Source organism: Nakamurella alba (assembly GCF_009707545.1).
In the GTDB taxonomy this organism is placed as follows: Bacteria; Actinomycetota; Actinomycetes; order Mycobacteriales; family Nakamurellaceae; genus Nakamurella; species Nakamurella alba.
This window is the reverse complement of the sequence record NZ_WLYK01000001.1, coordinates 1,322,943-1,345,021: the sequence shown is the minus strand read 5'-3', so window position 1 is coordinate 1,345,021 and position 22,079 is coordinate 1,322,943. Positions and strand designations below refer to the sequence as shown.

The window sequence follows — 22,079 nt, the reverse complement described above, 5'->3', positions numbered from 1 at the left end:
CCCGTTCCGTCACCATCATCCGCCCGACCAGCTGCTCACGACCAGGATCCGGGTTCACGACCAGCCGCCCCAGAACAGCAGCCCCACACCCACCGCGATCACCATCGCCACCAGGAAGGTCAGCGGCGCGAACCGCACCGCGAACCGGCGGCCGAAGGTGCCGGACTGCATCGCGAACAGCTTGATGTCCACGGCCGGGCCGACGGTCAGGAAGACAAGCTTCCCGACGACCGGGATGGTCGAGAAGGAGGCCGCGACGAACGCGTCGGACTCGGAGCACAGCGCCAGCACGACCGCGAGCAGCCCCATCACCAGCAGACTGAGCAGGATCGACGACCCGACATGCTCCATGATGCTGCGCGGCACCACGGTGTTCAGCGTGGCGGCCGCGGCCGCACCGATGACCAGGAAGCCGGCGGCCTGGGTGAAGTCGGACCGCATCGACGGCACGAGCACCTTCCAGCCGCTGCCCTGCTGCTCCTCGTCGCGGTCCCGCAGCCGCGGCTTCATCCACTCCGGTCGGCCGATCTTCTCCCAGATCAGCCCGACGACGACGGCGGTCAGCAGGCCGGCGACCAGCCGGGCCCACACCATCCGCGGCTCGGCCTGGAACGCCACCGCGGTCGCCACCAGGACGATCGGGTTGATCGCCGGCGCGGACAGCAGGAACGCCAGCGCCGCCGACGGCCGGACGCCGCGGTCCATCAGCCGGTCGGCGATCGGCACCGACCCGCACTCGCACCCGGGCAGCGCGACCCCGCAGACGCCGGCGACCGCGACCGCGGGCGCCGCCTTCTTCGGCATCACCCGCCGGAAGAACGAGGCCGGCACGAAAGCGGCGATCACCCCGGACACCAGCACGCCGAGCACCAGGAACGGGGTGGCCTGCACGCAGATCGCCACGAAGATGGTCGCCCAACTGCTGGGCAGCACCCGGTCCACGAAGTCGGCCAGCGGTCCGCGGAAGACGATGGCCAGCACCAGGACCAGCCCCAGCACCTCCAGCGATCCGGGCCGGTACGGCTTCTTCTCCGTGTCCGGCACCGCGGGGGCGCCGGTGTGCACGCCGGTCATACGGCCGTTCCTCCACTCGCGGTGTCGCCGGTCGGACCCGGCAGCACCCCGCCGAAGCGGCGTGTCCGCCCGGCGTAGATCTCGCACGCCCGCCACAGGTCACGGCGGTCGAAGTCGGGGAAGAGGGTGTCCAGGAAGACCATCTCGGCGTAGGCGGACTGCCACAGCAGGAAGTTGCTGGTCCGCTGCTCCCCCGACGACCGCAGGAACAGGTCGACATCGGGCATGTCCGGCTCGTCGAGGTGGCGGGCCAGCATCTTCTCGTCCACCTTGCGCGGGTCGATCCGGCCCTGTGCCGCCAGCTCGGCGATCGCCCTTGCGGCATCGGCGATCTCGGCCCGGCCGCCGTAGTTCACACACATGGTCAGGGTCAGCACGTCGTTGCCGGCGGTCAGCTCCTCGGCGACCTCCAGCTCGTTGATCACGCTGCGCCAGAGCCGCGGCCGGCGGCCGGCCCAGCGCACCCGGACGCCGAGCTCGTGCATGCCGTCCCGGCGCCGCCGGATCACGTCGCGGTTGAAGCCCATCAGGAAGCGGACCTCCTCGGGCGACCGCTTCCAGTTCTCGGTGGAGAAGGCGTAGGCGGACAGGTGCCGGACACCCAGCTCGATCGCGCCCTCGACCACGTCGAACAGCGCGGCCTCCCCGCGCTTGTGCCCCTCGGTGCGGGGCAGTCCGCGCTGCTTGGCCCAGCGTCCGTTGCCGTCCATCACCAGTGCGACGTGCTGCGGCACCGCATCCCGCGGGATCGCCGGCGGCACCGCGCCGGACGGGTGCGGGGTCGGCGGGCGGACGGCCCGGTTCACGGGGCCACCGGCAGGTCGAAGGCGACCTGCACGGCCGCGGCCGGCTCGACGCGGTCGATCAGCGGCAGCGACCGCAGACCGCGCTCCATGTGCCACTGCAGCAGGGCGGCCACCAGCCCGGACGCCTCCCGCCGGCACTGCCCGGTCGCCGCCTCGGCCACGGTCCAGTCCCCACCGACCAGCGCGGCCATCAGGCCGATGGTCGCCGGCGCCGGCCGCGCCACACCCGGGCCACGGCAGCCGGCGCAGAGTGCGCCGCCGGACGGGACGTGGAAGGCGGCGTGCGGGCCCGGGGTGCCGCAGCGGGCGCACTCGGTAAGCGCGGGCGCCCAACCGGCCAGCGCCATCGCGCGGAGCAGGAAGGCGTCGAGCACCAGCGACGGATCCCGGCCGGTCTCGTCCATCGCCCGCAGCGCCGACACCAGCAGCAGGTACAGCCGCAGCGCCGGCTCCTTCTCCTCCGCCGCCAGCCGCTCCGCGGTCTCCACCATCGCGGTGGCCGTGGTGTAGCGGGAGTAGTCGGCCGCGAGCCGGGCGTGGAACGGGTCGACCGTCTCCGCCTGGGTGACGATGTCGAGGTTGCGGCCGGCGTAGATCTGCAGGTCGACGTGGCTGCACGGCTCCAGCCGCGAGCCGAAACGACTCTTCGTGCGGCGCACGCCCTTCGCGACGGCCCGCACCTTTCCGGTACGACGGGTCAGCAGGGTCACGATGCGATCGGCCTCGCCGAGCTTCGTGACCCGCAGCACCACACCCGTGTCGCGGTACACCGTCACGCCCTCCATGCTCCCACCCCGCACCGTCAGGAACCGGTAACGGCCGGATGGGCGGACTGTCGGGAGGCCGGGTGCGACCGGCGCGAGCGGCGCGGGTGCAGGATGGGGGGATGTACCGCCGCGCCCCCGCCGCCGATGTCGACGAGTCGGACCTGCAGGTCACCGCCCCCGAGCACCACGCCGCCGGGATCAAGGCGGTGACCGTCGCCCTGGAACGCACCATCGGCCAGGCCGGTGTGGTGCGCACCGCACGCGCCCTGGGCCGGCTCAACCACAAGCACGGCTTCGACTGCCCGGGCTGCGCGTGGCCGGAGCCGGACGGGCTGCGGCGGCCCGCCGAGTTCTGCGAGAACGGCGCGAAGGCGGTGGCCGAGGAGACGACGCTGCGCACCGTCGGCCCGGAGTTCTTCGCCGCGCACCCGCTCGCGGAGCTGGCGACGAAGACCGACTACTGGCTCGGCAACCAGGGGCGGCTGACCCACCCGATGGTGCTGCGCGAGGGCGGCACCCACTACGAGCCGATCACCTGGGACGGCGCGTTCGGCCTGATCGCCGACCGGCTGCGGGCCACCACGCCCGACCGGGCCGTGTTCTACACCTCCGGCCGCACCTCCAACGAGGCCGCGTTCGTCTACCAGCTGCTGGCCCGCAGCCACGGCACCAACAACCTGCCCGACTGCTCCAACATGTGCCACGAGTCCAGCGGCTCCGCCCTCACCGAGACCATCGGGATCGGCAAGGGATCGGTCAGCCTGCAGGACGTGCAGGACGCCGACCTGGTGCTGGTCGTCGGCCAGAACCCGGGCACCAACCACCCGCGGATGCTGACCGCCCTCACCCACACCAAGCAGCACGGCGGGCACATCGTCGCCATCAACCCGCTGCCCGAGGCCGGCCTGTTCAACTTCCGCGACCCGCAGACCGTTCGCGGCATCCTCGGCACCGGCACCGACCTGGCCGACGACTTCCTGCAGATCCGGGTCGGCGGCGACCTGGCGCTGTTCCAGGCGCTGGGGCACCTGCTGGTGCTGGCCGAGACCGCGGCACCCGGCACCGTGGTGGATCACGACTTCGTCCGCCGGCACACCCGTGGGTACGAGCAGTACGCGCTCGCCCGGCAGGAGATCGACTGGGCCGTCACCGAGGCCGCCACCGGCCTCGGTCGGGCCGAGATCGAGGAACTGGCAGCGCGTTTCGCAAGTGCGCAGCGGATCGTCATCTGCTGGGCGATGGGGCTGACGCAGCACCAGCACTCGGTGCCGACGCTGCGTGAGGTGGTCAACGTGCTGCTGGTCCGCGGCATGATCGGCAAGCCCGGCGCCGGCGTCTGCCCGGTGCGCGGGCACTCCAACGTGCAGGGCGACCGCACCATGGGCATCTTCGAGAAGATGCCGGAGAGCTTCCTGGCCGCGCTGGACGCCGAGTTCGGCATCAGCTCGCCGCGGGAGCACGGGCACGACACCGTCGCGACCCTGCGGGCGCTCCGCGAGGACGCCGTCGACGTGTTCGTCGCGATGGGCGGCAACTTCGTCTCCGCCACCCCGGACACCCCGACCACCGAGGCGAACATGCGCCGGGTCGGGCTGACCGTGCAGGTCTCGACGAAGCTCAACCGCTCGCACGTGATGGCCGGCCGGGAGGCGCTGATCCTGCCGACCCTGGGCCGGTCCGATGCCGACACCGGTCATCCGGGCGGCGCCCAGTTCGTCAGCGTCGAGGACTCGATGTCCGCGGTGCACGCCTCCCGCGGACGGCTCACCCCGGTCTCCGACCAGCTGCTCGCGGAGCCGGTCATCGTCTGCCGGCTGGCCCGCGCCGTGCTGGGTCCGCAGCACCCGGTGGCCTGGGAGGCGATGGCCGCCGACTACGACGTCATCCGTGACCACATCGCCTCTGTGGTACCGGGTTTCGACGACTTCAACCGCCGCGTGCGGGACAAGGCCGGGTTCGTCCTGCCACATCCACCGCGCGACTCGCGCACCTTCCGGACCGCCAGCGGCAAGGCCGAGATCACCGTCAACGAACTCACCTACCCGGAGGTCCCCGCGGGCCGGCTGCTGTTGCAGACCTTGCGGTCGCACGACCAGTACAACACCACGATCTACGGCCTGGACGACCGCTATCGCGGCATCAAGGATGCCCGCCGGGTCGTACTGGTGCACCCCGACGACCTGATCGACCTGGGCCTGTCCGACCGGCAGCTGGTCGACATCGTGTCGGAGTGGCCGGACGACCCCACCGGGGTCACCGAGCGGCGCGGCGAGGAGTTCCGGGTCGTCGCCTACCCGACGGCCCGCGGCTGCGCGGCCGCGTACTACCCCGAGGCCAACGTGCTCATCCCGACCGACAAGGTGGCCGACGTATCCGGCACCCCCACGTCCAAGTCGGTGATCGTCCGGCTCGAGCCGAGCTGACCGCGGCGACACCGAACCGGACAATCCGCCAACCGGGGGACGTGCGGGGGTGCGGGATGGCACCCTCACCCCCATGACGACGCCGTACGGACAAGGACCCGGCCAGCCACAGGGCCACCCGCAGGGACAGCCCCAGGGGTCACGGGAGTCCCAGCCGTACCCGCCGGGTGGCTACGGACAGGCGGGCCAGGGCTACGGGCAGGGGGGTTCGGGCTACGCCCAACAGGGCTACCCGCAGCAGGGATACGGGCAGCAGGGCGCCGGTACGTCGGCCCCGGCCGGACAACCCGCGGCCGCCACGGCCTCCCGTCGGAGCGGTCCGCTGCTGGCCGGGATCGCCATCGGCGTGGTGGTCGCGGTGATCGCCGGGGCGGTGCTGGTGCTCACCAACGTGCTGTCGTTCGGTAGCGGCACCGACGATCCCGACACCACACCGATCGCCATGCCGGCCACCGTCGGCGGCTACGACGACCTGCTCACCGTTCAGGAGAAGAAGGGCGCCAAGGCGGAGCAGCTCGATCGGCAGCGCACCACCCAGCAGCACACCCGCGACCTGACCGTCGCGGCGTACTCGGCCGCCTTCGGCGGGGCGGGGGCGGGTTTCCAGGCCTACGGGTCCGACGACCTGATGTTCCTGCCCAGCGTGATCGCCGTCCGCGCGCACGCGCCGGGCATGGTGATCGGCCCGGTCACCGATCCGGCGGACCTCGGGCTGGCCTCCAACCGGCAGGAGGTCCAGTCCTTCGGCGAGGTGCAGTGCGTCGCGGTCAACCTCCGGACGGCGGCCGAGGGCACCGAGATGACCGACGACGACCTGGTGTGGCCGACCTGCATGCGCACCGGGGAGGAGCTGACCGTGTTCGTCAACGGCGGCAACTCCGAGGGCACCGAGGGCCGGGAGAGAATGATCGCTCTCACCAACGCGGCGTACGACGCCATCGCCGGCACCGCCTGACCTGCGACGACCGCCACCCACCCGGCAGCGGGCACCGCTCCCGCCCGGTCGCAGCGGGAGGGCTGGGACAACGCCGACTTCACTGTGCACTAGCCTGGGCAGGCATCACGGGCGGGTGGTGCCGCCGGACACCGGCGGCCCGGATCCCCTCCTGGTGCAGCGCATCACGAGTGCGCAGTGCGGCGCACACACATCAGTGTGCGATGCACCCGGGACGGAGCCGAGGAGGCCGGATTGAGCACGTACACCGTGCGGGAGGCTCGGCCGGAGGACGCCCTGGCCTTCACCGAGTGCCACGTCGCCTGCTGGCGCGAGGCCTATGCGGGCATGTGGGACGACGAGCGGCTGGCCGGGCTGGACGTGGCCAAGCTGGCCGAGCGGCGGCGGGTCGAGATCGAGTCCGGGATCGCGGTGCACATGCTCGGCGTGACCGAGAGTGGTGAGGTGATCGGGATCGCGATCGCCGGCCCGAGCCGCGACGAGAACCCGCCCGCGGAGACCGAGCTGTACGCCATCTACGTGCGGCAGAGTCAGCAGGGCAGCGGCGTCTCCGACGACCTGCTCGACGCCGTGCTCGGCGACCGGCCGGCCTCGCTCTGGGTCTACCGGGACAACCCGCGGGCCGCCGCCTTCTACGTCCACCACGACTTCATCCCGGACGGCGAGGAGCAGCTCGACGCCTCGGGCATCCTGGAGATCCGGATGGTCCGCCGCTGACGCGGTGACGCCATTGCCGGTCGCCGGCGCGTCCGGGTTGTTTCCACCCTTACACAGCCTTTACGGTGTGGGCTCACGTGGTGCTGTGGGCACCGCGGCATCAAGGGGTGGGAAATGCGTCGTGTCGCAGCGTTGATGGCTGTCGTGATCATGGGCCTGCTGGTCGCCGGGCCGGTGCAGGGGGCCGCCGCCGACCCCGGTCCGACGATGAGCACCGACAAGGAGCTCTACGATCCCTTCACCGACATCACGGTGTCCGGGACCGGGTGCCTGCCGATCGGTGACGAGCCGGTGCAGGTGATCCTGGCCGTGATCTGGGACCAGGAGCAGGGAACCGGGGACAGGGGCACATTGTTCGTGCAGCCCGCGGCGGACGGCAGCTGGAGCAAGTCCTTCGACATCAACTATGCGCACGAGGTGCACGTCCACGGGATCTGCGACCAGTACGTCGATTCCTTCCGGTATCCCATGGTGACCGTGTACGCGGAATCCTCGTCCGACGATTTCCCACCGGCAGCGACCATCGGCGACCCGGTGCTCTCCGGGTGCTCCGTGTCCGTTCCGGTGACCTGGCAATCCACGCACTACTACCAGGTCGCGCCGGTGATCACGGACGTGGCGGCGGGAACGACCGGCACCGAGAGGGTCATCGGACCGTTCGACCACCCCACCACCTTCACCTGGCCGATCAGTGCCGACGCCCTGGCGGCATCGCCGGCCGGGTTCGAGGTCCTATCGGTCGACGGAGCCGTGCTGGACAGCGTGCCGTGGAGCGCCCTGCCCGCCGCGGCCGTCGATTCCTGTCTGGCGGCGCCGACGGGCACGGCGGGTACCGGTGCCGGTGGGCCGTCGCTCGCCGCGACCGGATCACCCGTCGGCTCCATGCTCGGGTTCGCCGGTGTCGCAGCACTTCTCGGCGGCTCCCTCCTGGTGCTCGCGCGTCGGCGGCAGGTTCACTGACCCCTGAGGCCGGTCCGGCGTCCTCAGAGGCCGGCGAGGTGCTCGACGAACCGCTGCGTCTGCGCTCGCGAGCTCAATCTGACGACCGGAGTACCGGTCCGGTCGGACAGCCACGCCCGCTCCGCCTCCCGGGCCCGGCGTCGCTGGGCGCCGAAGTGCACGTGCGCCCACAGCAGGATGTTCTGTTCCGGGTCGGTGCACAGCAGGTTCCGCCACCGCTCCGTGTTGCCGTTCCACAGCTCTTCCCGGGTGGCCATCCGGCGCAGCGTGCGGGCGAGCAACTGGACCAGCACCACCGGCCGCGGCAGATCCAACGCGACCAGCAGGTCCACCCGGTCGTCGATGATCCCGGCCAGGTGGGTGCGGTAGTTGCCGTCGACGACCCAGCCGGGACCGTCGGTGAGCACCAGCACCTCGGCGCGGAAGTCGTCCGGATCCGCCGGTGTCCAGTCGGGTCCGTGGTGCAGTGCATCGAGTTCGATCCACGGCACACCGAGTGTCACCGACAGCTGGCGGGCGAGGGTGGTCTTGCCGGATCCGGAGATACCGGTGATCTTGATCCGTCGCGCGGGCACGCGGCCGATGCTACGGGCGTGCGCACCCGCCCGGCCCGCGGTTCTGGGATGCTGCAGGGGTGAGCCGAGTGATCGCGCGGGCGAAGGTCCGGCACTGGAACGGCACCGGCTTCGTCAGCCGCCCGGACAGCGTCGCGGGCGAGGAGCCGCTGGAGATCAGGGTGGCCGGCGCGCCGTTCACCGTCACCATGCGCACGCCGGGTCATGACATCGAGCTGGCCCACGGCCTGCTGCACGCCGAGGGCATCGTCGCCGGCCGTGCCGATGTGACGGTCATGCGCTACTGCGACGGGGTCGACGAGCAAGGGCGCAACACCTACAACGTGCTCGACGTCGCGCTCTCCCCCACCGCCGCCGACCCGGCCGCGGTCGCCGCTGCTGCCCGGTCGCTCACCACGACCTCGGCCTGCGGTGTCTGCGGCAGCGCCTCCATCGACGCCCTCGCGAAGCGGCAGCGGTACCCGCTGCCCGTCGACGGTCCGGTGTTCGACCCGGCCGTGCTGGCCCGGCTGCCCGAGCTGCTGCGGCCACGGCAGCAGGGGTTCCGCACTACCGGCGGTCTGCACGCCGCTGCGCTGGCCACCACCGACGGCCGCCTGGAGTTCGTGCGCGAGGACGTCGGCCGGCACAACGCGGTCGACAAGGTGATCGGCGCCGCGATGCTGGAGGGCCGGTTGCCGCTGGGCGACCGGGCGCTGCTGACCTCCTCCCGGGCGTCCTTCGAGCTGGTGCAGAAGGCGGTGCTGGCCGGGATCCCGGTGCTGGTCGCGGTGTCCGCGCCCTCCTCGCTGGCGGTGGAGCTGGCCGAGTCGACGGGCCTGACTCTCGTCGGCTTCACCCGCCACGACGGCTTCAACCTCTACACCGGCCACCACCGCGTCCGCGGCGCCTGACCGGCCCCCTTCCCTGCGTGGATCATGTCGCTCCGCAGGGACGAACCCGGCGACTCCTGTCACTTCCGTCCCGTTTCCTGCCTCCGATGACCTGCGGACGCTCTTGATCCATGCAGGGGGCGGGGCGGAAACCGGGGCGCCGGAACCGGAACACGCCCAGCAGCGACCGTGTTGCACCTGAAGGACAGTCGTACGCAGCGCCCGGAGGAGAACCCATGAGCAACCCGCAGATCGCCGGCAGCACACTCGGCTCCTCCCCGGTCCCGCTCTCGGTGCTGGACCTGGCCGGCGTCGGAACCGGGCAGACCGTGCGGGAAGCGCTGGAGAGCACCACCGCCCTCGCCGCGGCCGCGGAACGTTGGGGCTACACCCGGTTCTGGGTCGCCGAGCACCACGGGATCCCCGCGGTCGCCAGCGCCGCTCCCCCGGTGCTGCTGGCCCATCTCGGCGCCGCCACCCACTCCATCCGGCTCGGCTCCGGCGGCGTCATGCTGCCGAACCACGCGCCGCTGGCGGTCGCCGAGCAGTTCGGCACCCTGGCCGCGCTGCACCCCGGCCGGATCGATCTCGGGCTCGGCCGCGCGCCGGGCAGCGACCAGCTGACCTCCTACGCGCTGCGCCGCCGGATGCAGAACCCCGACGAGGACATGGCCGACCGGCTCACCGAGCTCCGGCATTTCCTGCGCGGCGACTTCCCCGACAACCATCCCTTCGCGGCGATCCAGGCCACCCCGGTGTCGCCGGTCCCGGTCTGGCTGCTCGGTTCCTCCGACTGGTCCGCGCGGCTCGCCGGGAAGCTGGGCCTGCCGTTCGCCTTCGCCCACCACTTCGCCGGCGCCGGCGGGAACACCCTTGCGGCGCTGGACATCTACCGGCAGTCGTTCCGGCCCTCCGACGAGCTGGACGAGCCCTACTCGATGATCGGCGTCAGCGTGGTCGCGGCCGACACCGAGGAGGAGGCGCAGTACCAGGCGCGGCCGGGTGCGCTGTCGATGCTGTTGCTGCGCCGGGGTCAGTTGCAGCGCACGCCCTCTCCGGAGGAGGCGGCCGAGTACCCCTGGACCCAGCAGGAACTCGACCTGACCGCCGCGATGCAGAGCACCGAGGTGATCGGCGATCCGCAGCAGGTGGCCGCCGGGCTCCGCGAGCTCGTCGAGGACTTCGGGGTGCAGGAGCTCATGGTGAGCACCCGGGTGCACGGCCACCAGGCCAAACTGCGCTCCTACGAGCTGGTTGCCGAGGCCTTCCGCACCGCGCCGGTCGGCGTCTGAGCGACCCGTCACGCGATGGCGTGACCGGCGGGAACTGCGCGCCCGGTGACGTGCCCGGCATCCGGCGTCCCCGGACCTGCCGTGACTGTCGCATGGTGGCCGCCGACGTGCGGACGCAGCTGAGCAGCCCTGCCGTGGTGTCGTTCCCTGGCCACCCGACAGCGCTCCCGAACGTGCCCAGCTTCCGCACTGCCCGGAACCAATGTGACCGTCGCCGGAGTGCGTCGGGAACTCCGGGCCCGACCGATCACCCCGGGCGTGACCCGGCTCACCCGTTGCATCCGTCCGGTATCACCGCCCGAGCCATCCGCTCCTGCTGCCCGGCGACACACCAGGTGTCGCAACCGCGTTCGCGACATGCACTCCTCTGTGCCGCGATTCGGCGCGGGTCCGACAGCAGATCCGGTCAGGTGTTCCAGATGCGTTTCCGTGCAGGTGTTCTCGTCCCGCTGCTGACTGCAGCACTGGTGCTCGCCGGGTGTACCGGCGGCAGTGATGCCGGCGACCCGCCACCCGGCATCGGGATCGGAGCCGGACCGATCGGCCAAGGACCCGCAACGATCGAGGACAGCACCGAACCCACCGAGGGCCCGACCGGCCCGACCGAGGAGCCGACGCAGGACACCGGCGGCGGGATCATCGGCGACCAGGGCACGTGCATGACGGTCGCCTCCGCGTACGGATCCGTCTCGGGCCTGCTGATGCAGGCCCTCTACGCCGGCGACCTGACCGGCGACTTCGACGCGGCACCGGTGCTGGTGGCCGTCGACCAGGCGATCGAGGTGCTGCCCGCCGAGCTGGCCCCGACCTTCCAGGCGCTCGGGGAGGCCGTCCGCTCCGTCGACGGGCAGCCGGTGGTCGATGCGCAGAAGGTGGTCGACGACCCGGTGATGAGCACTGCCATGCGTCAGGTCGAGGATTGGGTGGCGACCCACTGCAACGGCGGCTGACCTCGCGCGTCAGAGTGATGCCGGATGGATCGCCCGGGGTATCACCGGGTGACGGCTAACCTCTTCACCGACACGGCGCGAGCACTGCGCCGCCGACGCATCAAGGAGCCTGTCATGGCGATCCGCACCCGCCTCGTCGTCCTCGCCGCCGCGGCCGCGCTGGCGCTTACCGGTTGTTCGTCCTCGCAGAGCGGGGCGCCGACCATCGGCCTGCCGAACCTGGCCGGCAACGGCGCGGCAGCCACCGCCGGCGCCGGAGCGGCAGGATCCACCGACGCCCCCGCGCCGACCGGCGACGGCGGCGGTGCCGAGGCTCCCGGATCGACAGAGGTCACCGAGGGCGGGAGCACCGACGGCGGAGAGACCACGGACGGCGGTGAGGGTGGCGAGAGCACCGACAGCGGCGGAGCCACCGACTACACCGGGGTGCCCACGGACATGGGGATCCCCACCGATCTCGGCATCCCGACGGATCTGGGCTTCGGCGGCGACTGCCTGACCGTGGCCGGCGCGTACGCCACCATCAGCCTCTCCCTGCTCAGCCTGCTCGGCGGGACCGAGGGCACCTACGACGCCTCCGAGCTGACCGCCGCGATCGACAGCGCGATGGCCTCGGTGCCGGACGAGCTGAAGCCGGACTTCGAGGTCCTGGCGACCGCCGCGAAGAACGCCCAGGGCAAGTCGCTGGCCGAGGCCGGCGCGATCCTCGACGACCCGACGGTCACCGCGGCCACGGACAAGATCTCCGCCTGGCTCGACGCCAACTGCGCCGGCTGACGCCCGGTCGGCCCGCCCCTGCTGCCACCGGTCATCGCGACCGGCGGCACAGCGGCAGCGGCACCCGAGAAACGAGAAGAAGCCCGGCCCCGAAAGGGGCCGGGCTTCTTCGTCTGCGCTTCGTCTGGTGTTGGTCGTCCGCCGGACCTGCAAGCGGCGACCTCCCGAGGGAAGGCACTGGCTCAGGCCGACTTCTCCCGCGGCAGCTTCTTCGGCTGCTTGGGCACGATGGTCGGGTACACGTTGGACCGCACGGTCTCCGCGGTCACCACGACCCGCTCGACGTCGTCCCGGCCGGGCACCTCGTACATGGCGGGCAGCAGCACCTCTTCCATGATGGCGCGCAGACCGCGGGCACCGGTGCCGCGGAGGATCGCCTCGTCGGCGATCGCCTCCAGCGCGTCCGGCTCGAACTCCAGGGTCACGCCGTCCATGTCGAACAGCCGGACGTACTGCTTGGACAGCGCGTCCCGCGGCTCGGTCAGGATTTTGACCAGCGACTCCTTGTCCAGGTGCGTCACCGAGGCGACCACCGGGAGCCGGCCGATGAACTCCGGGATCAGCCCGAACTTGATCAGGTCCTCCGGCATGACGTCGGAGAAGATGTCCGAGGCGTCGATGTCGAACTTGCTGCGGATCTCCGCGCCGAAGCCCAGGCCGCGCTTGCCGACCCGCTCGCCGACGATCTTCTCCAGTCCGGCGAAGGCACCGGCCACGATGAACAGCACGTTCGTCGTGTCGATCTGGATGAACTCCTGGTGCGGGTGCTTGCGGCCGCCCTGCGGCGGCACCGACGCCTGCGTGCCCTCGAGGATCTTCAGCAGCGCCTGCTGCACACCCTCACCGGACACGTCGCGGGTGATCGACGGGTTCTCCGACTTGCGGGCGATCTTGTCGACCTCGTCGATGTAGACGATGCCGGTCTCGGCGCGCTTGACGTCGTAGTCGGCGGCCTGGATCAGCTTCAGCAGGATGTTCTCGACGTCCTCGCCGACGTAGCCGGCCTCCGTCAGCGCGGTGGCGTCGGCGATGGCGAACGGTACGTTCAGCATCTTCGCCAGCGTCTGTGCGAGGTAGGTCTTGCCGCAGCCGGTCGGGCCGAGCATCAGGATGTTGGACTTGGCCAGCTCCACCGGCTCGGGCCCGCGGTCCGGGCCGGCCTGGATGCGCTTGTAGTGGTTGTAGACGGCGACGGAGAGCGCGCGCTTCGCGCTGTCCTGCCCGATCACGTACTGGTCCAGGTACTCCCGGATCGCGGTGGGCTTGGGGAGCTCGTCGAGCTTGACCTCACCGGTCTCCGACAGCTCCTCCTCGATGATCTCGTTGCAGAGGTCGATGCACTCGTCGCAGATGTAGACACCGGGACCGGCGATGAGCTTCCGGACCTGCTTCTGGCTCTTCCCGCAGAAAGAACATTTCAGCAGGTCGCCCCCGTCACCGATGCGCGCCATGTGCCTCTCGATCTCACTCGTCGGAACCGAACCCGTGGCGGGTGCGTTGTCCTGTTGGGGCAGGCCGCGAACTCGTCGCGTCCGGTGCCCGGTACTGCCCGACCGTACCTGCTGTCCGCATCGGCGGCGCGGGATTGCGCGCCGCGACACGGGCCGGAAACCGGGTACCGCCCGGTCCTGCCGGTCGTCCACCAGGGTAGCGGCCGACCGCGGCGGCGGCAGGGGATATGTCCGTTGCGCCGGGTGAATCGCCACCCCGGGCGGGTGACCCGGCAGGCGTCGTCCCGCCGGTCGCACCGATCGGTACCGATGCCGTCACCCAGGGTGCCCGGCCGGCCCACCGATCGGCGGAGGCCGCACGACGCCGCCGGGAGCCCCGGCGACGTTGTGCGGCCCGCGATCCGGAACCGGATCAGACGTCGATCTTGCGGTAGGACAGCACGTCGTCCACCAGGCCGTACTCCTTGGCCTCGGCGGCCGTCAGGATCTTGTCGCGGTCGATGTCCTGGCGGACCTCCTCCGGCGACTTGTTGGAGTGGCGGGCCAGCATCTCCTCGAGGGTGGCCTTCATCCGGCCGATCTCGCGGGCCTGGATCTCCAGGTCGGACACCTGGCCGTAGACGCCCTCGGTGGCCGGCTGGTGGATCAGGATGCGCGAGTTCGGCAGCGCCAGGCGGCGTCCGGCGGAACCGGCTGCCAGCAGCACGGCGGCCGCCGAGGCCGCCTGGCCCAGGCAGACCGTCTGGATGTGCGGGCGGACGAACTGCATCGTGTCGTAGATGGCCGTCATCGAGGTGAACGAGCCACCGGGCGAGTTGATGTACATGGTGATCTCGCGATCGGGATCGCTCGACTCCAGCGTCAGCAGCTGTGCCATCACGTCGTTCGCCGAGGCGTCGTCGATCTGCACGCCGAGGAAGATGATGCGCTCCTCGAACAGCTTGTTGTACGGGTTCGACTCCTTGACGCCGTAGCTGGTGCGCTCGACGAAGGACGGCAGGATGTACCGCGACTGCGGCAGGTGCAGCGCGTGCCCGTGGGCCGCGCCGCTCGGGTAACCGGCGGGGTTGCTCATGTTCTCGGTCTCCAGCTCTCTGGTGGTCTGCGGGTCAGTTGCCGGAGTCGGGCTCGGTGGCGGCCTTCTCGGCCGCGTCCGTGCCGCCGCTCACGCTGTTCTGCGAGGCGCGGGAGACGACCTTGTCGATGAAGCCGTACTCCAGCGCCTCCTGCGCGGTGAACCAGCGGTCGCGGTCCTGGTCGACCTCGATCCGCTCGATCGGCTGGCCGGTGTGCTGCGCCTGCAGCAGGGTCAGCTCACGCTTGGACTTGGTGAGCATGTCCGCCTGGATGGCGATGTCGGCGGCGGTACCGCCGACGCCCGCGCTCGGCTGGTGCATCAGGATCCGGGTGTGCGGCAGAGCCGCACGCTTGCCGGGGGCACCGGCGGTGAGCAGGAACTGGCCCATCGAGGCGGCCAGGCCCATCGCGGTGGTGGCCACGTCCGGCTCGATCAGCATCATCGTGTCGTAGATCGCCATGCCGGCGGTCACGCTGCCACCGGGCGAGTTGATGTACAGGGTGATGTCCCGCTCCGGGTCCTCCGCCGCGAGCAGCAGCAGCTGGGCGGTGATCTCGTTCGCGTTGGTGTCCCGGACCTCGGACCCCAGGATGATGATCCGCTCGCGGAGCAGGCGCTCGGACACCGAGTCGGAGAGCGAGAGCCCGGGGGTCCCGCGCATCACGGCCCGGCCGAGCCCAGGGGCGACGGACTCGAGCGGCTCCACGGCCTGCAGGCCGTTGGGGATCTGACGATGGCTCACTGACGTCTCCTGGCTGACTCGTCGTTGCGTACTTCCGGTCCCGGCGGACCACCCTGTGGGCGAACCGGCGGGGTGCCGTGCTCACGACAGTAACGACGGGCGTCCGGCGGTGATGCCCGAACCCCTGACTGTTCGCTGACGGCGGACCCTTCCGGGCTGGTCCCGGAGCTGCGGACGGCCACGACCCCTGTGGGAATCGTGGCCGTCCGGTGCTGTGTTGCTCGGTGCTGCTCGTTGCCGATCAGGGCCGGTCAGGCCTTGGCGGCCTCGTTCTCGGTGCTCTCGGCATCCTCGGAACTGCCGGCAGCATCCTCAGCGGTCTCGACAGAGCCCTCGACCGACTCCACGGTCTCGACAGAGCCCTCGACGGTGCCGTCCTCGAGCTCCGGGGCGTCCTCGATGCCGAACAGCGCGGCCACGTCGAGGGTCGCGCCGGAGGCATCGGTGACGGTCGCCTGCTGCACGGCGGTGGCCAGGGCCTTGCCGCGCCGCACGTCGGCGATGACCGAGCCGAGCTGGTTGGCCTCCTGCAACCGGCGGAAGTAGTCGTCCGGGGCCAGGCCGAAGCGCTGCGCGTTGTAGATGATCCGCTCGGTGAACTCCTCCTGGGAGACCTGCACGGCCTGCTGGTCGGCCAGCGCGTCCAGCAGCAGCTGGGTGCGGACGGCCTGCTCCGAGGCCTCACGGGCCTCCGCGTCGAACTCCTCGCGGGTCTGCCCCTCCCCCTCGAGGTAGGCGTTGAACGCGTCCTCGTCGTGGTCGAAGGAGTGCACCGCGTCGTGCTGGCGGGCGTCGTACTCCGCCTTCACGATGCCCTCCGGGGCGGGGATGTCGGTGGCCTCGAGCAGCGCCTCCAGCACCTTGTCCCGGGCCTGGCTGCCCTGCTCGACGTTCTTCACCCGGCGGATCCGCTCGGTGAGGTCGGCGCGCATCTCCTCGACGGTGTCGAACTCGCTGGCCAGCTGGGCGAAGTCGTCGTCCACCTCGGGCAGGTTGCGCTCGGAGACACCGGTGACGGTGACGGTGACCTGGGCGTCCTCACCGGCGTGCTCCCCCGCGACCAGCTTGGTGCCGAAGGTGGTGGACTCGCCCGCGGTCAGCCCGCCGATGGCGGCGTCCAGCCCGTCGACCAGGTCGCCGGTGCCGACGGTGTAGGTCAGCCCCTCGGTCTTCGCGTCCTCGATCTCCTCCTCGCCGACGGTGGCGGAGAGGTCGATCGTGACGGTGTCGCCCTCGGCGGCGGGCCGCTCGACGGCGGTCACCGTGGCGAACCGCTCCTGCAGCGCCTCCACCTGCTCGTCGATGTCGGCGTCGGTCACCTCGATGTCGTCGACCTGCACGGTGATCGCCGAGGCGTCCGGCAGGGTGATCTCGGGGCGGACGTCGACCTCGGCGGTGAAGGCGAGCGAGTCGCCGTCCTCGATCTTGGTGACCTCGATCTCGGGCTGGCCGAGGACGGTCAGGTTGGCCTCGCTGACGGCCTCGCCGTACTTGATCGGGACGGCCTCGTTCACGACCTCGGACAGGATGGCGCCGCGGCCGAGCCGGGCGTCGAGGATCCGTGCGGGCACCTTCCCCGGCCGGAAGCCGGGGATGCGCACCTGACCGGCCAGACCCTTGTAGGCCTTGTCGAAGTGCGGGCGGAGCTCGTCGAACGGCACCTCGACGGTCAGCTTGACCCTGGTCGGGTTCAGGTGCTCGACAGTGCTCTTCACGTGCTGTGACTCCTTGATGTGGGATCGCCGGGGCGGCGGTCGGGGGTGGCCGCCGCCCTGCAGTTCCGACCCGTGCACGGCCCCGGGGCAGCACGGATCATCGGCGCAGACCACAGCGATTCTAGGCGAGAGAAAGGATGCCCCGAGCCGTCACCGGTGGTGACCGGGCAATTGCACCCGGTTGCGAAGGAACATCTGCACCTGGTTGCGACACGCCGCGGGCGGGAACCGGAGGGTGGTCCGGCCGCGCACCTACCATCGCCGGACCGATCGCCCGACGATGAAGTGAGCCTGCGCGTGAACCGAACGACCGCCCTGCCGCGATCCGGACGGCGCGGGCGCCGCGCGGTCCTGTTGCTGGTCCTCTCCCTCGTCCTGCCGCTGCTCCCGCTGCCGGCCGCCGGTACCCCGGTCCGGCCGGCCCCGGTCGTCGGCGGCCCCGGGCTCGCACCGTTGCCGCAGGTCGCGGCGGTCCAGTCGCCGGCCACCGCGGTCTCGTCCGGCGTCGCCCAGGCGCAGGCCCGCGGGGTGCGGCAGTACGTCAGTGTGATCGACCGCAGCACCGGCGCCGTGCTGTCCGAGACGGCGAACGCCCGGTCCCAGGTCGCGTCCGAGTCGATCATGAAACTGCTGCTGGCGGCCTACTACCTGGTGCTCTACGGCGGCTACAACAAGACACCGGCCGATGTCCGGGACCGGCTGGCGTACATGCTCGAGTACTCCGACGACGGCACCGCGAACTCCCTGTTCACCAGCAGCGCCATCCCGTCGATGGCCGCCCGCTACGGGATGACCGGCACCACCAACGCCACCGACCGGGTGGGCCACTGGGGCGCGGCGCGGATCACCGCCCGGGACATGACGACCTTCCTCTACCGCGCCTCGAAGGACCCGCTGGTCGGGCCGTGGCTGATCCCGGTGATGGCCCGCACCACCGCGCTCGGGTCCGACGGGTTCAACCAGGACTTCGGGCTCAACGCGTTGACCGGCGTGCACGGGTCCAAGCAGGGGTGGGGCAACGACAGCTTCTGGACCACACCGTCGAACGCCATGCACTCGGTCGGCTACACCGACCGCTACTTCGTCGCGGTGCTCACGCTCGCCGCCAGCTACGCCGATCCGGCCCGGGCCACCGCGACCACCACGGCCCGGCTGGTCCAGGCCTCCCGCGGCGGCGCCGTCCGGGACGGCGAGTTCATCCGGGTCGGCGGGTTCCGCACCATCTACCGGGTGGCCGGCGGCGCGCCGATCCCGGTGTCGGCCTGGGCGACAGTCGGTGGGGTGCAACCGGTCCGGGTCATCAGCACCACCGACTTCGCCGCGCTGAACGCCGTGCCCGCCGACGGCACGTTCCTCTCGGCCGGCCGCACCACCTACCGGGTGGCCGGCGGCGCACCGATAGTGGTGTCGTCGTGGACGCCGTTCGGCGCACCCCGGTCCACGATCCGGGTCGACCCGGCGGCGATCAGCCGGGCCGGCATCGGCGGGGACTGGAACCACCTGCGGCCGGTGCCCGCCGACGGCACCTTCGTCAACGCCGGCGGCACCGTCTACCGGATCGCCGGCGGCGCACCGATCGTCGTGTCGTCGTGGACGCCGTTCGGCGGGGTGCGGGCCGCCACCCAGATCGACCCGGCCGCGGTCCGCAACGCCGGGATCGGCGGCGACTGGAACCACCTGCGCCGGATGCCCGCGGACGGCACCTTCCTCAACGCCGGAGGCACGGTGTTCCGGGTCGCCGGCGGCGCACCGATCGTCGTGTCGTCGTGGACGACGTTCGGCGGGGTCCGCGCCGCGACCCAGATCGACCCGGCGGCGGTCCGGAACGCCGGTCGTGGCGGCGACTGGAACCACCTGCAGCAGCTGCCCGCCGACGGCACCTTTCTCAACGCCGCGGGCACGGTCTTCCGGGTGGCCGGCGGGGCGCCGCTGTACGTGTCGTCCTGGGCGGAGCTGGGTGGGGTGCGGCCGGCCACGCAGATCGACCCGGTGGCGGTCAGCCGCGCCGGCATCGGCGGCGACTGGAACCACCTGCGCTTCCACCCGGCCGACGGCACGTTCCTGCAGGCCCGGCCCAGCGGCACGATCGTCGTGGTGAACGGCGGGGCGGCCAGGTACGTGCCGTCCTGGGAGCCGTACGGCGGGGTGCAGCCGGTGGTGGCGATCAACCAGCGGACCATCGAACTGGCCGGCACCGGTGGTGCCTACGACCACCTGCGCAAGCCCTGAGCTGCCGGCCGGGGTCAGGACAGTTCGGGGATCCGCACCCAGCGGTCGGCCACGGCGTCCAGCGTGCCCTCCACCCGCAGCAGGTCGATCGCCGCGGACAGGCACGGGGTGAGCGGTGAGCCCGGTGCGAGCAGGAACCCGAACTGGCGCGACTGGGTGGTGCCGGTGTCGGGCAGGGCGCCGACCACGGTCAGGTCGGGGTCGTCGAGGGCGAGGGCGTCGTCGACGTCCATCACGACGGCGGGCACGTCCCCGGCGTCCAGGGCCGACAGCGCACCGGTCTCGTCGGTGAACCCGTCGACGGTCAGCCCGGTCTCCGCCGGCAGCCCGTTCGCGACCGCGCGCGGCGCACCCAGGGTGCCGAGCGCGGCGAGTCCGGCCAGCGAGTCGACCCCGGCCGCGGCGCTGCCGGCCCTGGCGACGACCACCACGTTCAGGGCGAAGTACCCCGAGCTGTAGTCAGCGGTGGCGGGACCGCCGGCCCCGTCCGGGATCACGAAACGGTCGATGGCGGCGTCGAACTCGCCGCTGCGGGCGGTCGCCTCGGCCGCCGGGACGACCACCCAGCGCACGGCGGATGCGGGGTAGCCCAGCGCGGCCGCCACCTCCAGCGCGATCTGCCCGTCCAGCCCCGTGCCGTCGGCCGGATCCGGCCCGAACCACGGGTCGCGGGTGGGCGACGAGGTGGCGAAGGTGAGCACACCCGCGGTGCGGGTCGGCAGCCGGTCGGACCGGCACTCCGGCAGCGGCACGGTCACGTTCCCGGCCGCGCTCGGCACAGTCGGGACGACAGAAGCGGTACCGGGGTCCACGCCCGCGCTCGGGGCCGGGACCGACGAGGACGCGGCGGACGGCGACTGCGCTGCGGAGGTGACCGCCGGCGCACCGGTGTCGGTGGCACCGACCGCGGCCCGCCCACACGCTCCGAGGACCAACAGGCCGGCCACGACGACAGCCGTGAGGCGGATCGGGGGACGACCAGGGCGGGTGGAGCGGGCAACGCTGCGCATACGGGGAACAGTGCCCTTCCCGGCGCACTTCGACGCGGCCGCCGTTCCGTCGGGACGACAGAAGTGAAAGCCGTCGGGACGACAGCAGTGAACGCTGTCGGGATGACAGGATTTGAACCTGCGACATCCTGCTCCCAAAGCAGGCGCGCTACCAAGCTGCGCTACATCCCGGTGCCGGGCCGCGCGGGCGGACCTGGCACGGATCAGGGTACCGGCTGCGTTAAGCTGTCCGCGCCGCCGGAGCAGGACCGGTCGGCCGTGCGGGCGTAGCTCAATGGTAGAGCATCAGTCTTCCAAACTGATGACGCGAGTTCGATTCTCGTCGCCCGCTCCATCAGATCGCCGCTCCCGCAACGTCTTCGGACCAGGTCCGGATGCCGACGGGTGACACCGTCCCGCACACCGGTGAGGACCACCTGTGACCTCTCCCCTGCCCGCCGCGCGGCCGTCGGTGACCGCCCCGGTGGTGGCCGGCGCGGTGACCGCGGTGGTCGGTTTCACCAGTTCGTTCGCCGTGGTGCTCACCGGGCTGGCCGCCGTCGGCGCCTCCGCCCAGCAGGCCGCCTCCGGACTGCTGGTGCTCTGCCTGACCATGGGCCTGGGCTCGCTGCTGTTCTCCTGGAAACTGCGGATGCCGGTCACCATGGCGTGGTCCACCCCGGGCGCGGCCCTGCTGGCCGCGGGATCGACGCCGGAGGGCGGGTTCTCCACCGCGGTGAGCGGGTTCCTGCTGGCCGGGATCCTGATCGCCCTCTGCGGTCTGGTCCGGCCGCTGGGCCGGCTGGTGGAGCTGATCCCCGGACCGCTGGCCCAGGCCATGCTCGCCGGTGTGCTGCTGCTGCTCTGCACCCAGCCGATCACCGCGGCCGCCCACAGCCCGGCCGCGATCCTGCCGGTACTCGCCACCTGGCTGCTGCTGATGCGGTTCGCCCGCCGGTGGGCGGTGCCGGGCGCCTTCGCCGTCGCGGTGGTGGTGATGGTCGTGTCCGGCACGTTCTCCCGGATCGACCCGACGCACCTCGCGCCGCAGCTCACGCTGATCTCCCCCGGCTGGGACCCGGCCGGCATCGTGGCGATCGGCGTCCCGCTGTTCCTGGTCACCATGACCAGCCAGAACATCCCGGGCATGGCGGTGCTGGCCACCTACGGCTACCGACCGAAGCTCGGGCCGGCCCTGCTGTACACCGGCGTCGCGACCGCCGCCGGCGCGCCGACCGGCGCACACGCCATCAACCTCGCCGCCATCTCCGCGGCACTGTCGGCCGGCCCGGGGGCCGGGCCCGATCGCGACCGGCGCTGGATCGCCGGTGTCACCTGCGGCCTGCTGTACCTGGTGGTGCTCGGTCCCGCCTCGGCCGCCGCCGTCGCGCTCACCCAGGCCGCACCGGATGGCATCATGGCGGCGATCGCGGGCCTGGCGCTGATCGCCACCTTCGCCTCCGCCGCGGCCGGCGCACTCGCCGATCCCGGCATGCGCGACGCCGCCGCCATCACCTTCCTGGTCGCCGCCTCCGGTCTCACCATCGGCGGCATCGGCGCCGCCTTCTGGGCTTTGGTCGCCGGCGGGCTCTACCTGCTCGTCACCCATCGCCGTGCGGCGCCACCCACCCCACCGGCCCCCGCGGCGCCGCCCGGGCCGGACAGCACCGACTAGATTCGTCCGCGGACCACACCCGCCCCGATCCG

General features: G+C 71.8%; 19 protein-coding genes and 2 tRNA genes. 11 read left to right on the top strand and 10 right to left on the bottom strand.

Features of this window, described 5'->3' with window-relative positions:
• Positions 1-54: 54 nt before the first annotated feature.
• From GIS00_RS06040 to recO, 3 genes are read right to left on the bottom strand one after another with little or no spacing between them, the layout of a single operon-like run.
• Entirely contained in the window at positions 55-1,074 is a 1,020-nt protein-coding gene (locus GIS00_RS06040; protein WP_154767350.1) for a permease, read from the bottom strand.
• Complete coding sequence (locus GIS00_RS06035; RefSeq protein ID WP_322097566.1) at positions 1,071-1,880, bottom strand: isoprenyl transferase; 810 nt, start codon at positions 1,878-1,880, stop codon at positions 1,071-1,073. Before GIS00_RS06035 ends, GIS00_RS06040 begins: the two co-directional genes overlap by 4 nt.
• Positions 1,877-2,665, bottom strand: a complete 789-nt coding sequence (recO, locus tag GIS00_RS27320) for a DNA repair protein RecO (RefSeq protein ID WP_154767349.1) — start codon at positions 2,663-2,665, stop codon at positions 1,877-1,879. The genes GIS00_RS06035 and recO overlap by 4 nt, the downstream gene beginning before the upstream one ends.
• 101 nt (positions 2,666-2,766) lie before the next feature.
• Between recO and GIS00_RS06025 the strand changes: the two genes are divergently transcribed.
• The 4 genes from GIS00_RS06025 to GIS00_RS06010 all read left to right on the top strand — a co-directional run bounded on the left by GIS00_RS06025 (position 2,767) and on the right by GIS00_RS06010 (position 7,702).
• On the top strand, positions 2,767-5,070 hold the full coding sequence (locus GIS00_RS06025) for an FdhF/YdeP family oxidoreductase (RefSeq protein ID WP_154767348.1): 2,304 nt from the start codon (positions 2,767-2,769) through the stop codon (positions 5,068-5,070).
• A gap of 73 nt (positions 5,071-5,143) precedes the next feature.
• On the top strand, positions 5,144-6,025 hold the full coding sequence (locus GIS00_RS06020) for a hypothetical protein (protein ID WP_154767347.1): 882 nt from the start codon (positions 5,144-5,146) through the stop codon (positions 6,023-6,025).
• 234 nt (positions 6,026-6,259) lie between these two features.
• Complete coding sequence (locus tag GIS00_RS06015) at positions 6,260-6,742, top strand: GNAT family N-acetyltransferase (RefSeq protein ID WP_230312806.1); 483 nt, start codon at positions 6,260-6,262, stop codon at positions 6,740-6,742.
• A gap of 114 nt (positions 6,743-6,856) precedes the next feature.
• On the top strand, positions 6,857-7,702 hold the full coding sequence (locus GIS00_RS06010) for a hypothetical protein (RefSeq protein ID WP_154767346.1): 846 nt from the start codon (positions 6,857-6,859) through the stop codon (positions 7,700-7,702).
• Between the two features lie 23 nt (positions 7,703-7,725).
• Here GIS00_RS06010 and GIS00_RS06005 read toward each other — a convergent pair whose 3' ends face one another.
• A complete protein-coding gene (locus tag GIS00_RS06005) occupies positions 7,726-8,277 on the bottom strand; it encodes a P-loop NTPase family protein (protein ID WP_196073140.1) in 552 nt (183 codons plus the stop codon).
• Between the two features lie 59 nt (positions 8,278-8,336).
• On the opposite strand from GIS00_RS06005, the gene fdhD reads away from it, so the two are divergent.
• The 4 genes from fdhD (at position 8,337) to GIS00_RS05985 (ending at position 12,168) form a co-directional block, all read left to right on the top strand.
• Positions 8,337-9,170 carry a formate dehydrogenase accessory sulfurtransferase FdhD gene (gene fdhD / locus GIS00_RS06000; RefSeq protein WP_322097564.1) on the top strand — a complete coding sequence of 278 codons (834 nt, stop codon included), beginning with the start codon at positions 8,337-8,339 and terminating at the stop codon, positions 9,168-9,170.
• A 215-nt stretch (positions 9,171-9,385) separates the two neighbouring features.
• Entirely contained in the window at positions 9,386-10,441 is a 1,056-nt protein-coding gene (locus GIS00_RS05995; protein ID WP_154767345.1) for an LLM class flavin-dependent oxidoreductase, read from the top strand.
• A gap of 419 nt (positions 10,442-10,860) precedes the next feature.
• Positions 10,861-11,391 (top strand): hypothetical protein, encoded by a 531-nt coding sequence (locus GIS00_RS05990; RefSeq protein ID WP_154767344.1) that lies wholly within the window; start codon positions 10,861-10,863, stop codon positions 11,389-11,391.
• Between the two features lie 114 nt (positions 11,392-11,505).
• The gene (locus GIS00_RS05985) at positions 11,506-12,168 is read left to right on the top strand and encodes a hypothetical protein (protein WP_154767343.1); all 663 of its coding nucleotides are present in this window, start codon (positions 11,506-11,508) and stop codon (positions 12,166-12,168) included.
• Positions 12,169-12,350: 182 nt separating this feature from the next.
• Here the strand turns inward: GIS00_RS05985 and clpX are convergent, their stop codons facing one another.
• The 4 genes from clpX to tig all read right to left on the bottom strand — a co-directional run bounded on the left by clpX (position 12,351) and on the right by tig (position 17,154).
• Positions 12,351-13,619, bottom strand: coding sequence for an ATP-dependent Clp protease ATP-binding subunit ClpX (gene clpX, locus GIS00_RS05980; RefSeq protein ID WP_154767342.1), 1,269 nt, complete (start codon positions 13,617-13,619; stop codon positions 12,351-12,353).
• Between the two features lie 412 nt (positions 13,620-14,031).
• Positions 14,032-14,694, bottom strand: coding sequence for an ATP-dependent Clp protease proteolytic subunit (locus GIS00_RS05975; RefSeq protein WP_154767341.1), 663 nt, complete (start codon positions 14,692-14,694; stop codon positions 14,032-14,034).
• A gap of 34 nt (positions 14,695-14,728) precedes the next feature.
• The gene (locus GIS00_RS05970; RefSeq protein ID WP_154767950.1) at positions 14,729-15,358 is read right to left on the bottom strand and encodes an ATP-dependent Clp protease proteolytic subunit; all 630 of its coding nucleotides are present in this window, start codon (positions 15,356-15,358) and stop codon (positions 14,729-14,731) included.
• Positions 15,359-15,690: 332 nt separating this feature from the next.
• On the bottom strand, positions 15,691-17,154 hold the full coding sequence (gene tig, locus GIS00_RS05965; RefSeq protein WP_322097563.1) for a trigger factor: 1,464 nt from the start codon (positions 17,152-17,154) through the stop codon (positions 15,691-15,693).
• Positions 17,155-17,451: 297 nt separating this feature from the next.
• Here tig and GIS00_RS05960 point away from each other — a divergent pair, with 297 nt between their 5' ends.
• On the top strand, positions 17,452-19,383 hold the full coding sequence (locus GIS00_RS05960; RefSeq protein WP_154767340.1) for a hypothetical protein: 1,932 nt from the start codon (positions 17,452-17,454) through the stop codon (positions 19,381-19,383).
• Positions 19,384-19,397: 14 nt separating this feature from the next.
• Here the strand turns inward: GIS00_RS05960 and GIS00_RS05955 are convergent, their stop codons facing one another.
• Positions 19,398-20,393, bottom strand: coding sequence for a type 2 periplasmic-binding domain-containing protein (locus tag GIS00_RS05955; protein ID WP_154767339.1), 996 nt, complete (start codon positions 20,391-20,393; stop codon positions 19,398-19,400).
• 97 nt (positions 20,394-20,490) lie between these two features.
• Positions 20,491-20,564: transfer RNA gene (locus tag GIS00_RS05950), tRNA-Pro, on the bottom strand.
• A gap of 89 nt (positions 20,565-20,653) precedes the next feature.
• Between GIS00_RS05950 and GIS00_RS05945 the strand changes: the two genes are divergently transcribed.
• Both GIS00_RS05945 and GIS00_RS05940 read left to right on the top strand, forming a co-directional pair.
• Positions 20,654-20,727, top strand: a tRNA-Gly gene (locus GIS00_RS05945).
• 84 nt (positions 20,728-20,811) lie between these two features.
• On the top strand, positions 20,812-22,047 hold the full coding sequence (locus GIS00_RS05940) for a benzoate/H(+) symporter BenE family transporter (RefSeq protein ID WP_322097561.1): 1,236 nt from the start codon (positions 20,812-20,814) through the stop codon (positions 22,045-22,047).
• Positions 22,048-22,079: the final 32 nt, after the last annotated feature.

What these genes read in the sequence shown, in the direction of transcription:
- GIS00_RS05955 (WP_154767339.1), bottom strand. Translation starts at nt 20,393, where the DNA reads ATGCGCAGCGTTGCCCGCTCCACCCGCCCTGGTCGTCCCCCGATCCGC.
- clpX (WP_154767342.1), bottom strand. Translation starts at nt 13,619, where the DNA reads ATGGCGCGCATCGGTGACGGGGGCGACCTGCTGAAATGTTCTTTCTGC.
- GIS00_RS06040 (WP_154767350.1), bottom strand. Translation starts at nt 1,074, where the DNA reads ATGACCGGCGTGCACACCGGCGCCCCCGCGGTGCCGGACACGGAGAAG.
- recO (WP_154767349.1), bottom strand. Translation starts at nt 2,665, where the DNA reads ATGGAGGGCGTGACGGTGTACCGCGACACGGGTGTGGTGCTGCGGGTC.
- GIS00_RS05970 (WP_154767950.1), bottom strand. Translation starts at nt 15,358, where the DNA reads ATGCGCGGGACCCCCGGGCTCTCGCTCTCCGACTCGGTGTCCGAGCGC.
- GIS00_RS06010 (WP_154767346.1), top strand. Translation starts at nt 6,857, where the DNA reads ATGCGTCGTGTCGCAGCGTTGATGGCTGTCGTGATCATGGGCCTGCTG.
- GIS00_RS05975 (WP_154767341.1), bottom strand. Translation starts at nt 14,694, where the DNA reads ATGAGCAACCCCGCCGGTTACCCGAGCGGCGCGGCCCACGGGCACGCG.
- GIS00_RS05990 (WP_154767344.1), top strand. Translation starts at nt 10,861, where the DNA reads ATGCGTTTCCGTGCAGGTGTTCTCGTCCCGCTGCTGACTGCAGCACTG.
- GIS00_RS05985 (WP_154767343.1), top strand. Translation starts at nt 11,506, where the DNA reads ATGGCGATCCGCACCCGCCTCGTCGTCCTCGCCGCCGCGGCCGCGCTG.
- GIS00_RS05995 (WP_154767345.1), top strand. Translation starts at nt 9,386, where the DNA reads ATGAGCAACCCGCAGATCGCCGGCAGCACACTCGGCTCCTCCCCGGTC.
- GIS00_RS06020 (WP_154767347.1), top strand. Translation starts at nt 5,144, where the DNA reads ATGACGACGCCGTACGGACAAGGACCCGGCCAGCCACAGGGCCACCCG.
- GIS00_RS06025 (WP_154767348.1), top strand. Translation starts at nt 2,767, where the DNA reads ATGTACCGCCGCGCCCCCGCCGCCGATGTCGACGAGTCGGACCTGCAG.